This window comes from Pseudobdellovibrionaceae bacterium, assembly GCA_023898385.1.
In the GTDB taxonomy this organism is placed as follows: Bacteria; Bdellovibrionota; Bdellovibrionia; order Bdellovibrionales; family UBA1609.
In genome coordinates, this window is the sequence record CP060220.1 from 450638 (window position 1) to 464354 (window position 13717).

General features: G+C 45.6%; 14 protein-coding genes. 6 read left to right on the plus strand and 8 right to left on the minus strand.

All coding sequences use genetic code 11. The features are described from left to right. The first annotated feature begins 415 nt into the window (after nt 1-415). From H6626_01945 to H6626_01955, 3 genes are all read left to right on the plus strand, one after another. Nucleotides 416-1387, plus strand: a complete 972-nt coding sequence (locus H6626_01945) for a hypothetical protein (protein USN47875.1) — start codon at nt 416-418, stop codon at nt 1385-1387. Nucleotides 1388-1758: 371 nt separating this feature from the next. Next, nucleotides 1759-3018 carry a DUF1704 domain-containing protein gene (locus tag H6626_01950; GenBank protein USN47876.1) on the plus strand — a complete coding sequence of 420 codons (1260 nt, stop codon included), beginning with the start codon at nt 1759-1761 and terminating at the stop codon, nt 3016-3018. Between the two features lie 347 nt (nt 3019-3365). Beyond that, nucleotides 3366-3842, plus strand: coding sequence for a hypothetical protein (locus tag H6626_01955; protein ID USN47877.1), 477 nt, complete (start codon nt 3366-3368; stop codon nt 3840-3842). Between the two features lie 12 nt (nt 3843-3854). Here H6626_01955 and H6626_01960 read toward each other — a convergent pair whose 3' ends face one another. From H6626_01960 to H6626_01980, 5 genes are all read right to left on the minus strand, one after another. Beyond that, nucleotides 3855-4598, minus strand: a complete 744-nt coding sequence (locus H6626_01960; GenBank protein USN47878.1) for a helix-turn-helix transcriptional regulator — start codon at nt 4596-4598, stop codon at nt 3855-3857. 162 nt (nt 4599-4760) lie between these two features. Next, nucleotides 4761-4985, minus strand: a complete 225-nt coding sequence (locus H6626_01965; protein ID USN47879.1) for a hypothetical protein — start codon at nt 4983-4985, stop codon at nt 4761-4763. 112 nt (nt 4986-5097) lie between these two features. Continuing rightward, on the minus strand, nt 5098-5535 hold the full coding sequence (locus H6626_01970; protein ID USN47880.1) for a helix-turn-helix transcriptional regulator: 438 nt from the start codon (nt 5533-5535) through the stop codon (nt 5098-5100). Further along, complete coding sequence (locus H6626_01975) at nt 5528-6109, minus strand: hypothetical protein (GenBank protein ID USN47881.1); 582 nt, start codon at nt 6107-6109, stop codon at nt 5528-5530. Before H6626_01975 ends, H6626_01970 begins: the two co-directional genes overlap by 8 nt. A gap of 120 nt (nt 6110-6229) precedes the next feature. Further along, nucleotides 6230-6469: a MerR family DNA-binding protein gene (locus H6626_01980; GenBank protein ID USN47882.1), complete on the minus strand. Its 240-nt coding sequence runs from the start codon at nt 6467-6469 to the stop codon at nt 6230-6232. A 403-nt stretch (nt 6470-6872) separates the two neighbouring features. Between H6626_01980 and H6626_01985 the strand changes: the two genes are divergently transcribed. From H6626_01985 to H6626_01995, 3 genes are all read left to right on the plus strand, one after another. Further along, on the plus strand, nt 6873-9326 hold the full coding sequence (locus H6626_01985; GenBank protein ID USN47883.1) for a hypothetical protein: 2454 nt from the start codon (nt 6873-6875) through the stop codon (nt 9324-9326). Between the two features lie 128 nt (nt 9327-9454). Continuing rightward, nucleotides 9455-10036, plus strand: a complete 582-nt coding sequence (locus H6626_01990; protein USN47884.1) for a hypothetical protein — start codon at nt 9455-9457, stop codon at nt 10034-10036. A gap of 212 nt (nt 10037-10248) precedes the next feature. Beyond that, entirely contained in the window at nt 10249-10548 is a 300-nt protein-coding gene (locus H6626_01995; GenBank protein USN47885.1) for a hypothetical protein, read from the plus strand. A 12-nt stretch (nt 10549-10560) separates the two neighbouring features. On the opposite strand, the gene H6626_02000 is transcribed toward H6626_01995, so the two are convergent. Genes H6626_02000 through H6626_02010 form a run of 3 tightly spaced genes read right to left on the minus strand, consistent with a single transcriptional unit; the run spans nt 10561 to nt 13711 of the window. Further along, nucleotides 10561-12351 carry an ABC-F family ATP-binding cassette domain-containing protein gene (locus H6626_02000; protein USN47886.1) on the minus strand — a complete coding sequence of 597 codons (1791 nt, stop codon included), beginning with the start codon at nt 12349-12351 and terminating at the stop codon, nt 10561-10563. Continuing rightward, nucleotides 12348-12830, minus strand: a complete 483-nt coding sequence (locus H6626_02005) for a hypothetical protein (GenBank protein ID USN47887.1) — start codon at nt 12828-12830, stop codon at nt 12348-12350. The genes H6626_02000 and H6626_02005 overlap by 4 nt, the downstream gene beginning before the upstream one ends. Nucleotides 12831-12841: 11 nt before the next feature. Next, entirely contained in the window at nt 12842-13711 is an 870-nt protein-coding gene (locus H6626_02010; protein USN47888.1) for a hypothetical protein, read from the minus strand. Nucleotides 13712-13717 lie beyond the last annotated feature (6 nt).

Genomic DNA, 13717 nt, shown 5'->3' on the forward strand with positions numbered 1-13717 from the left:
AAATAAGTAGTCTATTTAATTTAGGCAAAAGCGAGCTTATTTTAAGGTTCAAGGGCCCAAATATATTCTTGCAAAATCCTTGGCAGGCAGGGCTGACAATATGATAGCCTGAGTCGTTCTTGAAAAGAAAAAGCCAAACTTGTGGGTTGTTATTGCAGTAACGCACAACTTCAGGGAGAACTGAAAGGGAACCAAAGATTTATATTGATGCTGAGAATGACTTTGCATCGATTAAGATTAAAGACGGCGTTGAGGCCAAGTCGTATGAAAAAGATGGTTTTGTTTTTTTGCGAAGATGAAGCCGGAAATATCATAGAGATTCAGATTTTGAACCTCGAAGACCTGGCCAAATTGAAGTCAAAAAGGCTGGCTTAGTTTCTTAACGGGATGCCACGGACTAGTTTAGGAGGGGCGAATGGCAGAGATTATCAAGTTTCCACTTCAAATTGAAAAACAAAAATCGGATAGCAACCGTTTGGACTTGAGCCCCGAAGAGATTCTTAAACGATTGCCGATCGATTCGGGGGCTTCGGGTCTCGACGTATTCAATGAAATTTTGTCAGCGCAAGTTGATGCACAAAACAACGCGCCGATTAAGGAATTTTTAGGTCTTTCGCCTAATCAAATGCGTCAAATCCACTACTCTCGTTTCGAGTTTGATAATGAATTATTTCGCTTCAGCTGTGAAAGTAACGAGCAGTTGGGCGCTCCACCCATAGTAACTCATGCCCTGTATATAATGGAGAAAATAGCTGAGACTGAAGGTAGAATGCGCGCCACTCAGAAAGGCAACCTGCCGAAGGCTGTGGTACTGGAAATGTACGATAAATTTTTTGCTCGAGATGGATATGAATACTTTCGACCCGGCCATGGCGAGGAAGATTCAATAGAAATCCATCGGACAAAATTTTTACTAAAAGAAAGTGGGTTCATAAAGATTCGATCTGGAAAATTCTCGCTGACCCAGGCCGGACAGAAGATATTGGAAAGAAACAACCGGGTGGATCTTTATAAGCAACTTTTTTTAAGTTTTGCGAATAAATTGAATTGGGGGTATTTCGATCGGTACCCCGATTTTGCTCTGATCCAGGCGAGCCTCGTGTTCAACTTACTTTTGATTCATAAAAACGCTAAGCAATGGGTGCGCGGGGAGGATATAGGCAAGGTATTTTTTCGCGCTTTTCCGATGATGGCCGAAGAAGAGTGTAAATCACACTTTGGACAGCCGGGCGATGACGTGGTTCACTCTTTTACAACCCGGTTCTTGCACCGGTTTTGTGCGCCCATGGGTTTGGTTGAATTAGAGGAGGAAGCTCCGATGGCCAGCTGCAATATTAGGCTTCGAGAGACTAACTTTTTTAAAGACTGTTTTGAATTCAAGGCTTGAGCTTTTTTGTGAATAGCGAGGTTGACAACTTCGTTCAAAACACTAGGGGCATCTATATGCGTGAGTTGGAATCGCAAAGAGACGCCCAGCAGTTTGGTGCGACGTAGGTCGAGATAATGTTGTGATCTGAGTTACCGCACCTTTGATCATGAATTCCCAAGCTGCGCGTCGGAGAAACTAGAAATCTTCATTCGCGAATATAAAAAAGCTTGCTAGGTGTTTTTGCGGCGCCGAAAGCGAACTCCCAACTGCCATTAGGGGTTAAACTTCGTATCTTTTCAAATGGCCCTCTTAGTGACACAATAAATTAAATCAAAATTGAACCGAATCCCGAAGTGATATAAATTTAAGCCATGAGTTAGGGGGATGGGGTGGATTCAACTGCGGCCATAACTAAGATCAATGACGACGCTTACAGTATTGGCAAAAACCTACGGCTATTGGGTAATTTGGCTTGGCCTGTTCAGTTGGAGCAGGAGTTTCTAAAAGCACTCGTCAATGACAAGGCCCATTTGCCTGAGGTGGTTTACGAAAAGGTTGATTATTCGTCTGAAAGAACTGCTCTTTCAAACCTGCTAAATTCTTTTACGCCCTCTGATCCCCTTGAAAAATACACCTATAAAACCATTCAAAGCTACATGGATATGATTGATCTGAATCATGCCATCGGCACCGACTCGTTTACTGAACTGTCTAAACGAATTTTTGGCACTCCGGGTGATGCATTGCCGGCTTCCACGGTGAGCAATATCGATGCGGCTCGGCAGGTGGTGGATATGGCCCATGCCTTTGAGTTTCCTTACCTCAAAGAACCAGAAGTTTGCATCATGGCGGACTCAATTAAAGCCTACTTGGATCGCCGAATTTCTGGTGTGTTTCATGGTCAAGGGCCTGAGGTGGAAATCGTCACTGGTCTTGCGGCAAAGGCCACGGCCACGGGGCAAAAGGTGAGAATTCGGGCGGGCACTCACTTCACTGAATACGACTTTAAACAATTGTTTTACCACGAAGTGATGATTCATTCTTTAACCGCAATCAATGGCTCCAAACAAAACGTCTTAAAGTGTATGGGGAGTGGGTCACTTCGAACCTTGAAAGCCCAAGAGGGGCTTGCGACTTTTTCTGAGGCCATTACAGGTTCTCTTGATATCAACCGAATGAAGCGAATCAGTTTGCGCATTTTGGCCATTGATCTGGCCCTTAAGGGTGCGAGCTTCAGAGATGTGTATCAGTTTTTCAAAGACAATGGGCAAAGTGTGCTTGAGAGTTACACATCCACGCAGCGAATTTTTAGGGGTGGCTACCCAGATAAAAACATTATCTTCACCAAAGATTGCATTTATCTTGATGGCCTGATGAATGTGCACACGTTGTTTCGATGGGCCATGAAACACAATCGAATGGAGCTGGCCCACCTACTTTTTTGCGGCCGCGTGAGTCTTGAAGATGTATTTGAACTCGAAGAACCTTATCGACAAGGTATCATTGTGCACCCCGAGTTTTTGCCAGGCTGGTTTAAAAAAATTGAAGGCCTTGCGGGGTCGTTAATATTTTCTCTGCTTGCCAACGTGGTTCGAATTAACATTGATGGAATAGAGCATGGGGATAGGAAAGACAAGGTGCCTGGATGAAATCGAATTTGTGGGGTACCGTTGGTCTTTACTGTTAACTGGATTCTCCGGCTGTTGAAAATTTTGGTGGCTAACGACTTGAAGTTGGGGAAGGCCTCTTGCGCGAAAAGCGGACACTTTGAAAGGGTTAAATAATCGGGGAGCCACGAAAGTGTCGATGCGGCTCAAATCAAAATGGAGCTCTGTACTTATGCTTCTTATGTTATCACGCGGGGAGGGCCACTTGGAAGTCTTAGATGATTGGGCCGTCGTGAAGCAGTCGATGCGCCGCAAATCGAAATGGAACCGAGCACGTATGCTTATGTTTAGGGAGGGGCGCTTTGGGAGTCTTAGATAATAGGGCAGCTATGAAATCGTTGATGCGATGCAAATCAAAATGGAACCTGGTACCTTTGCTCGTTTTGATGACGGCGTCTGTGGGTTGGAGTGCTGAGGACACTTGCTTTTTCAAGCACTCGGGTATTGAGAAAATTCCTGGAGCTGAATTTTTGCCCGAATCGGTATGTCTATCGCAGGTGAGGTTTGAAGATAGGAGTTCAGGATTATTTGTATCCATCGACGGTGATCCATTTGTTGGAGTTTATCCAGTGCAAGAGGTGACCCGTAAAGAGGATGTGATTAAATATATGACCTATTTGTATCGCCATCCGTTTCAAACAAAAGGGCAGCCCATGGAGGCGACCATTCGTTTTTCACTAGATGTCCAAGCCAGCAGCAACGAGGTGGATTATCTATACTTGGCTTCAGAGTTTTTCGTGTACCACCCCGATGGTTCTCACGATGTTCATATTTACTATTATCGAAGAGAGAAAAAACAAGAATAAGCACCTGAGTGCCTAAAGAAACTTTGACGGCGCTAGATCCATGATTTTTCTAAATGCCTTACTCAGTCCGCCAGAACTTGAAAACCCTGTGGAAAGGGCCACGTCCAGCACCGAGGGCTTGTCAAAAACCATAGTGCATTTGGCGTGCATCACTCGAAGATTATTTCTGTACGCCGCTGGTGTGAGTCCGAAATCATCATGAAAAAATCGCGACATCACTCGATAGTTTATCTTAAGTTTTTCAGCGATCTCCTGGATAGGGTAATCTTGGCCAGGGTTGCTATCAATATAGCCCTTCACCCTCAAGCTCACGGCCGCAGGATCTTTTTTATAGACAATGTTGCGGCCTTTCGGAAAGTCTTGCATAAAACACTTTACATCTTCTTCTGTGCTGATTGGTGACAATCCCTTCCGCGACATCAGATACGGGTTTTTAGGCACAGATTCAGGTAGAGGTGTACGTCCAATAAAGGCCGTCCACTCCAGTGGCCCGGGTTTGATCCTCCAGTGAATAACTGAAAAAGGCGGGAGAAAAAGGGCAGACGGACCTGTTTCGCTCAGCCATTGTCCTTGTGAGAAGACACAAACTTGGTTTTCTGAAAGGTCACCGAAAAACAACCACCATTGCGGCCCCGCCACATCGGTGTGAACGGTCTCAGACAGCCAATGGTGGGTCCTCACAAGTTGAATGAGGTTGTCGTTCAAGGCCTTGTATGAGCTTTGATAGGATGGGCCGTTCACAATAGTGTCAGACACAAAAATCACCTCGCTGCCTTTAAGGCTAAATGCCTCTCCAACCAGAGTCTAGGCCTGAGAGCAAAAAAAGCGGCGCAGCCAGGCTGCTTTCAGAAAAAATGTCCACTTTGGAGCGATGGTCGTACGCAATGAACGGCAAACTGAATGTATGAATAGCCGATTTCAGTGTGCCATCGATAAAAAAGGACCCATTGGTTTTACGGGAACGGTATAAATATTTATAGCGTAGAGGTCTTCAATGGGCTGATCAATGCCTTCATTAGTGAGCGGGAAAGTGCCAAAATGCATGGCAAGGCTTTTTTTGGCCTTTAAATCTAGGTGGGCCATTACGGCATCGTCAGGATTCATATTGTTTTCGCAAAGATCAAGGGTGACGGCTACACTCACACGAACTCACTAATTTTAGAAATGTTTTGGTGGTTATATTTTTTCATGTAGCCTTCCAGTTTTTTGTATTTTATTGAGCTTTTGAAAACTTTTGGCCAAAAATCGGCCAATTTTACATAGCGTCCTTAAAGTCCAATTCAATCTCTGTCGTTAACTTAATATTCAATGCTTCTACAACTTTTTGCAATCTCTCAATAGAAGCTCCATGATATTCGTTTCTTTCATCTCTTGAAACCTGGGCTTCACTCACGCCCAGTCTATCTGCTAAGTCTTTTTGCTTAAGGCCTTTAAAAATTCTTAACGCAACCAAGCTTCTTCCTAGGCCCGTGAGATTTTCAATAGGAGCAAAATCACCTCTTTTAAGCTTTTCATACTCCTCAACTTCTTCTTTAAGTTGAAAGGCGAAAGATAGTAGAGGATCTGTTGCTAGCTTAACTTGAGACTTTGTCATGCCTGCTTCTTTCATTTTAGCCTTCTGACCTTCAATGGTTTGAAACTCTTTTTCCAGTCTTTCTTTTGCTTCTGAATACTCTTTATCTGTTTTAATCATTTTTTGCCTCTCTTAAAACTTTCACGATACCTTTTGGTTTAAAATTGCTTCTCGATTGCCTAAAAGCCGAAGGAAAAGTCAATTCATGGCCAAATTCATCTGTGATACCTGAGTTCCAACCATTAATATGTGGGTAAAACTCAACTCTATAAAGCAACCACATTGGAAGTTGTTTTTTTGGATATCCTCTATAAGCTTTTCTTGATTCCGGCGACCAGTCCCAAACCTTATGAGGGTCAATATCGTTTAAATCAGAAACCAGCTTTTCAAGTTTCACAAGGTCTTCTCGCTTAAAACCATTCAAGTGAGGATCAAAGTAGCCATCAATATCATTTGGGTGATCTTTATCCTCCACAAATGATCCATCTAGAAATATGTCCTCAACTCCAACGTCCCACAATTGTTTTGTTAAAACTTCCACTCGATTAACAAGCTCACTTCTCCAGCCTTGATCCCAAGTTTCTGAACGGCCATCACCATTAACAAGAATACTGCTTCTAATTTCTTCAAAAGTAGCCTCATAAGTTTCTGGTTCTAAAAATCCATCTGCATTAAACTGGTTGGGTATTGCCATAATTCTATCTCCAATTATATAAATAACATATTTGTTAAGTTAACAAAAGGGTTATTTTTGGCTCTGGACTTAGGTATTCTAACTATATGTTTTTACAGAACTTTATTTTTAGTGGAGCTCTCAAATTGATGCATTTTGGATGAAAAATTGATTGTTGATAAGGTCTACCGACTTTTTACAGTTTTTTGTAGATGGCGACGGATTTTTTGTAGGCCTTGATCCGATATTCAATTTCAACCTTTTTCCCTGGATGGTGTTAGTCATTTTTTCTGTGGGCTTTTTCTTGCGAGCAAATACTTTTAAAAGCCCTTTGATTTCATCTAAAGAAAATCCAAGCGTTCTCAACCAACGAATAGACATTAAATAGCTCGGCTTAGGCCAATACGAACATCGTTGGTTTTGTCGCCTCGATGCAGAGGCATGGTCACAGCTTCAAGATTGAAGTCGTTTACAAAAAAACCAGTTCGACGTTTCTCCATAGTGAGCCCCATATCGCCTGTTTTTAAATCATAATCGCAAATCAAGTGGCACAGGCAGCCTACTCCAATGCATTCGGAATGTGATGTGTACGGAATGTATACACCACTCTTTGGGTCCTCCCAATGAAAAATTTTCTGGAATCATCAGATCTCTAACGGGGTTTAGGTGGGGGTTAGTTGAAAAAGGGGAGTGATTTAAAGGTTAAAGGCTTTTTTGTATCGCGACCTGATGGCATAAAAGTTGCTCAATTGCTGAGCATCTAGAGATTAAAGGAGTTCATCTCGTGTTGGAGCATTGCTGCCTGCGCAAAATTGTCATTGGTGTCTATGGGGTTTGGATGATTGCCCATGGCGCTATTACTGAGGCAAGCATCATGCCACCAGGAGCCTGCAAAAAGGCTCTTTCAAATATAAAACTAGAAATGGATGAGGCTAAAGTTCGGGTGTTTTCTGTGTCCGAGCTGGTTTTTGAGCTGGGACGTCGCCCACGGCATGAAGAGCTTGGAGATTTGGCTTCCGTGGTTTTTATGACTGTCTCGGGGGGCGATTTTAACCCTTTCACCACGGCGGCCATTGTTGACGAATTGGCCGCTCAAAATCAGGTTGTGGTGCCAAAGGAGCTTGCCGGCGGCATTGAGTCGGGAATTAGTTTTGCTGTAGTGGGAAAACCTGAAAATATGGCTCGATTTATTTCAGGTGTGGACGCCAAGCTCAAAGGCAAAAGCATTCAGATTGGGTTAAGTGTTCTTGATATTGGGGCCGCTCCGACAAACTACCTTAAGTGGGTCACGGACATCGACTATTACCCTTCATTTTTAGACGAAGATGATCAGGCCTCGCTGCTCGATGTGCAAGAAGCCGTCACCGAAAAACAACAAGTGGTGGTGTTTAATTTAGCAAGAAGTGGGAACTTTTTTGCTGCCGTACCCTGGGCCATATTTTCTAAATACGAAGAACAAGTGCAAATAGAGGTAAGAAGACTTAAATTTTCTAGTGTTGAGGAATTATTTTCTAAAGATGAAGAGTGGACTCGATTGAAGATGGAACTTCGAAATGGGCAGGTCCATTCAGCGGCTCAAATTGGCCACGCCAACAGCGGCTTTGTTCTTATGGGGTTGCACACTTTAGGGCACCTGCAGAAAAGTGCCGAGTTAATTAAGCCGAAGCATCACAAATATTCACAACTGATTGATGGTATCAGAAATTGTGCTCGCTGTGCATTTGTGGGGTTTGAGGCATTAGAGGTGGACGACGCAAAACCGGTTGGCACGGAGTCGGCTACGGTCGAAGCCAGACCTGCGACTCGGGTTCAAGATCAAGCTGATTTAGCGGGTCACTATGACAGTGTGGTTTCAACAGAAAAATCGCTGTCTGAATTAGACGTTCACACTAAGGCCGAGCCTGTTGAAGAAAGCAAAGAGGCCGAAGCAGAGCCCCTAGCCAACGTGCCAAAATCGGGTAAGCGGGTGGTTGTGCGGCTAAAAGTGGACGATCAACTGTTAAAAAGAGTGGGAGAATTTCGTAAACCCAAAACGGGTGGGTACGACGTGTTTAAGGCTGCCTTTCCCAGTATACACGGCACCACCGATGTGGCGGGCGAGGCGCTGAGAAGCATGATTGCGGCACTTCCAATATCTGAAGAAAAGCGCCAAATTCTAATGGATGATGTGTTCTCTTTGGGGATCCCGGCCTCACTGGCATCAAATTTCATGCATAAATTGCAGCCAGCGAGTGCGGCAAAATTCATTCTGGCCATGGACAAAATCGGAGCGGCCTATAAGGCGGCGGTTAGTGACATCAACATAGATGTAGACCGACTCCACACAAAAGAGTTAGCAAAAATTATGGCCAAATTGTTGCCCGAGCGTAAAAAAGCCTTGTCGGCCTATTTGGGTGAAGACGACGGTGAACGTGGCGGCGAAATCTTAGCAGCTCGATCAGCAGCAGAGACAACAGAAAAGTCTGAAATCAATGAGAGTGAGGTTGAAATTTTACTTGAACGTTTGATTGCGCTGGGCGAGTCCACATCGCAACTCAGAGACGAAGCCGAGGCTGTCGTGGAAGCTGAGAGCGCTTTGAATCAATCCGCCCGGGGCTTTGTAAAAGCGCTGGATCAACTGTCAGAAGACCTCGACGAAAATGGCAGCATCTATAATGTGGTTATGGAAGTGGGCGTGAGTCGAAAGCGTAAAATGCTGGAGGCGGCCACCGTATCTGTTGAGAGCGGCGAGGCGGAGCTTCGACTCCGGCAACAACAATGGCTAAAAAACAAAGACAAATGGGAGCGGTTGGTAGAAGCAGGAATCCCGGCCCCACCAGATCCAAACTCTACTGTGGGGAAAATTATGCGGGCTCTGCAGGCGGGGGCGAAAGAAGACCTTGTGGTTTTAGATGGCAAGGTGGTGCTCCCCGTGGAGCTATTAAGGAAGAGTGATCTGGGTAGCGCCAATCAGAAAAAAATAGAAAGATTTGTCTATGCACTTGAAAAATTGGCGGCGGGTCAGTTGTCTGTGGAGTATGGCAGCACCAAGGGGTTCTCGTTGCCTGAGAATCCCAAAAAGGGAGCTTACGGGGACGGAGATAACAAGCGCCGGATATCTTACTATCAATTAAAGGGTGACCGATATCTTGTGGTTTTTGCGGCCTATCGAGGGACCGATTACGACAAAAAGTTTCGAGCCCAGATCGAATCTTGTGTGAAAAAAGTGTTTGATCGTTACAAGGATCAGCTCATTTAATCGCAGTGGCTATTTTGGCCCAGTGTATCCATCGTGTTAACAAAGTAAAAAATTACCAGGCAGAGTGGGGCATTTGACATTTTAGGCGCGAGCGAGGAGCCTACACCAAACCCTATCTGGAGCAATTTATGGTGATCCTAGGATCCGTTGGACGTGTACTGGTTCTTGTGGGCCTAAGCTTAGGAATTTCATGGAGTTCTGAGGTCACGGCAGCCCGAGCGGGCGGTGAGGCTCAGTCGGTGATTGTGGAAACCACCTATGGTGATCTTGTCGGCGTAAGCCTTGATGAGGAAGGAAAGGCTATAATTGAATTGACGCCGGGTCTCGCAGATGACGAGGTCATATTTCAAGATACTTGGTCGAATCAAAGGTTTAAAAAGCTCATGTGGTTTACCTCGGCCAAGCAGCGGCAGCTGATCCTGTTGCAGGATGTAAATGATGACATCTACGAAGTAAGAATAGACATGGAAAAAATTTTTGAACCTCAATCTAAAAAGTCTTGGCTTCGGATGCTGAAGCCAAAACCCCGGCGCATCACTGTAGCGGTGGAACTTTTTCATTTTAAAACGCCGAATTTTGCTGCTGGGGTCCCGGGGCGAATCCCTCAAGATATATTCGGTCATCGGTGGCCGGTGGAGCAGATGATTCACTTTTATCTGGATCATCGCGATGAATCTTGTAGTGGTCTGATTCGCGGAGCTAAGATCTAGACGAGTAAGAGCTCGGGCCACGGTGGCCTTGGTCGCCTTGCCGACCATTGCGCCGTAACTGTCTTATGTTCATACCGTTGGAGCTGGCGTATCGAATAAACGGGGCGTTCATCCTCAGTTGAGGGGGGCATTGCCCCATTAGTTGATCTTATTCATAACCAAAAGAGAGATGAATTGTTATCGGCCCCGTTTTTGGTATTCTCGTGGATTCTATGAAGGCTCCCTATTTAATTTTAGTTTTTCTGATTGGGCCCGTGGCCAGCGCAGATTATCACTGCCATGATCTATTGGCCTATTCATTGGGCGCTGATCTTGAAAATCCACTTTATGATCCTCGTCGAAGAGAAGAAGACCGTGAAGATCAAAGGCCGTCGGTCTATGACGAGCGTTCGATCCCGACGGAGTACCCAGGTGGAGCCTATCCCGCGGGGCCTAAAAATCCAGATCGAGGCGTTTCAATCATTGATTACGACGATGACACGCCTCTGGAGTCCAACGTCATTTATTGGTAGGGACTGGTTAATTTATTCAGATATTTTTTCACTCAACTCAAGCCATTGCGATTCGAGTTGTTCAAGATTTTGCCGTTGCAGGTGAAGATCGCGGGCTAATCCCTGAGCTGATGCGCCAGCAGTTTGGGTGAGCTGTTCAGAGAGTTCGTCTATTTTTTGATTGATAGCTTCCATGGATTTTTCAATTCCAAGCAGTTGCGCTCGCCATTGGCGTGATTGCTTTTTGTTGAGTGGAGAAGCGTCGGCCGCTGAGGATTTGTCTGGGCCAGGCGCCGGTTCAGCGGGTTTTGGCACTGTGGAGTCTTCGGCTTCAGCGCCCCACTGGCCCCGTTGCACACTCCAAACATATTCGTCGTAGGTTCCGGGGAATAGTTCTAAAGTTCCTTTTTTGATATCAAATATTTTTTTTGCCACACGGCCAATAAACGATCGATCGTGGCTGACCACAATGAGAGTGCCGGCAAAATCTCGAAGGGCTTGAGTGAGGGCTTCCACCGTATGGAAATCCAAGTGGTTTGTCGGTTCGTCCAGAATAATCACTGGTGACTTTGACAACAGCACCTGGCCAATGGCGACCCGAGATTTTTCGCCGCCCGAGAGTACCGCAATTTTTTTGTTGATAGAGTCACCCGAAAACAAAAGAGAGCCCGCCAAGTCTTTAATTTCTTGCGGAGTTATAGAGGTGTGGGCTGCATGGGCGAGAGATTCATAAACCGTGTCAACGGGGTCAAGGGCCTCGGCCACATGTTGGGCGTAATATCCCACCTCTACTTTTTGCCCGTGGGAAATTCTTCCGGAGATGGGCTTTAGCTCGCCAGCCAAGGCTTTGAGCAATGTTGTTTTGCCGGCTCCGTTAGCGCCGACCACACCGATGTGATCCCCCCGGAAAATACTAAAATGTAAACTTTTAAGTACTGTCACTCCGGGGTAGCCCAAGTCGGCTTGTTCCATATCGATGGCCAATTTGCCGATGGGCAGGGGCGGTGGTATGGATATTTTAGTTCGAACGGGCAAAGACTTTATTTCAACAGACTGCATTTTTGCCAGTTGCCGCAGGCGACTTTGAACTTGTTTTGCTTTTGTCGCTTTGGCGCGAAATCGATCCGCAAAGGCCATGACTTGTTGGCGCTTGGCTTCCTGCGAGAGCGCCATTTTTTGCAGCTGTTCTGCAAGCAGCGCTTTTTGTTCAAAATAGTCATCAATATTGCCGTTGAATTTTGTAATATCACCCTTTTCGACCTCTAGGGTGTGGTCGGTGGTGCGCCGGAGAAACTCTCTGTCATGTGAAATCAACAAAAAAGATCCGGGGAATTGTTGAAGAAACTTTTCTAAAACCAATGTGGACTCGAGATCCAGATAGTTTGTGGGCTCGTCCAAGAGGAGTAACTCACTATCTTGGCATAAAAGATTGAGCAGCTTTATTCTCATTCTAAAGCCGCCGCTGAGCTTTTTAAGTTGCTGATGAAAGTGGTCTTCGAGCAAGCCAAACTGAGCCCCTAATTTTATAATTTCCCAGTCGGGGTATTCAGTATTTTGTTGAATAAACTCCAGCCCCGTCAGCGCGGGTGGGGCCGCATCTTCTTGGGCCAGGTGCCCAATGCGAAGATTCCTTCGATAAATGGCTTTTCCGTCATCGAGGGCGTCTGGATGAATCAAGCACTGAAATAAAGTTGACTTGCCGGCCCCATTGGGGCCGATAACTCCGATGTGCTCCTCGCTATTAATGGCAAAGTTCACCGAATGAAAGAGTTCACGGGCGCCGAAGCGTTTAGAGGCATTTTGAAGTTGTAAGAGTATACTCATCTATCGAGTTTCAGAAATTGAAAGTACGCTTCCTCGACCACGTCTATTTCTAAGAGTGTGCCCGTGTTTTCGTCGGTGTAGTGGCGTGGGGCGTCGATGGATTTGTCGTCAAACTCTCTGCCCCGCTCAAATAACACCATTTTTTCTGCTCCTGTTTCATCTGAATAATAAGGAACATAAAACGAGTCAACACGGGCGTAATCGGGCAAAAAGCCCACAACCATATTGAACTGGTCCACTAAGATTTTAGGCACGTTTTCAAAAACCAGCGAGACGCCCTCTTTAGGGTCTTGGCACCAAATCATCCACTCTCGAATACCGTTGGAGGTGATGCCGGTTAAGCCTTCAAGGTCAAACCGATAAACTCCTGGGGTATCGATTTTCAATACTGAAAAATCTGCTGATTCATCAATAAGGCCAGTGAATTTAGCCTCGCACCCCTTAGAATTCTTTTTCGCAACGATTTTCAGCTTTTCCACGTGTTTTACCCTTAAATTGAAAGCCAATGAATATTCTTGGGAGTTTGCATTCGTTGTCGCAGACTGGTCGTAATCGGCACCACGCTTCCGACAAAACTCTTATATCCCTGTTTAACCGCGCCAAAATAACTTCCACTTGAGCGATAGATCATGTACGACCCAATGCCCGCGCCGCCAGGCCCCATGTTCATGCACTTATCCGGACCTTCCGTGTAGCACCTTTGAAGGCGGTGAAGAATGTCTGCCACGTTTAATGAGCCGTAGGGGTCACAGCAGCCAATGGCCACTCGTTTGCCGTCGCTGGCTACAAAAATACGCCCGCCCAATCCGTGCTTCTTGGCGTTATTGGTTGTGGCACCGCTGGAGTTTTTCTCATGTCCATAAGGCGCATTAAAAACGGCGTTGGTAAACAGCTCGTCAGTGATCAGTAGAAGTTCGGTGATAAAAGATTGGCGGCGAATAAATTGAGATAGGTGACTTTGTATGAGGGCCAGAATGCCAAATTTTTCATTGGCGGCCTTAAAGTCAATACCGATACCTAAGTATTCTCGGTCTTTGGCGTCGCTCACCGATTCTGGGCAAAAAATGGCCGATGCTGGATGATCTAAAAATTTTTCGGGGTCTGCAAGCATCAGAGCTGAGGTTTTAAGTTCTGTCTCGGCCTCAGGGCTACCCACCTGCACCACGTGTCGCACGCCGTGATTAGCGGCAATATCCACCACTTCTCTGGGGTGTAAATCAGTCCCAACCACAATACCCGTTTCAGTTTTGAAGCCTGTAGGAAGGCGGCCTTCAAAGGGAGCCACTTGAATTTTATGTTCCCATGGGGTGCCATGAAGGCTGCCGAGTATCTGCTTCAGTTCTTTATTTTGAGTATCCACGTTCAT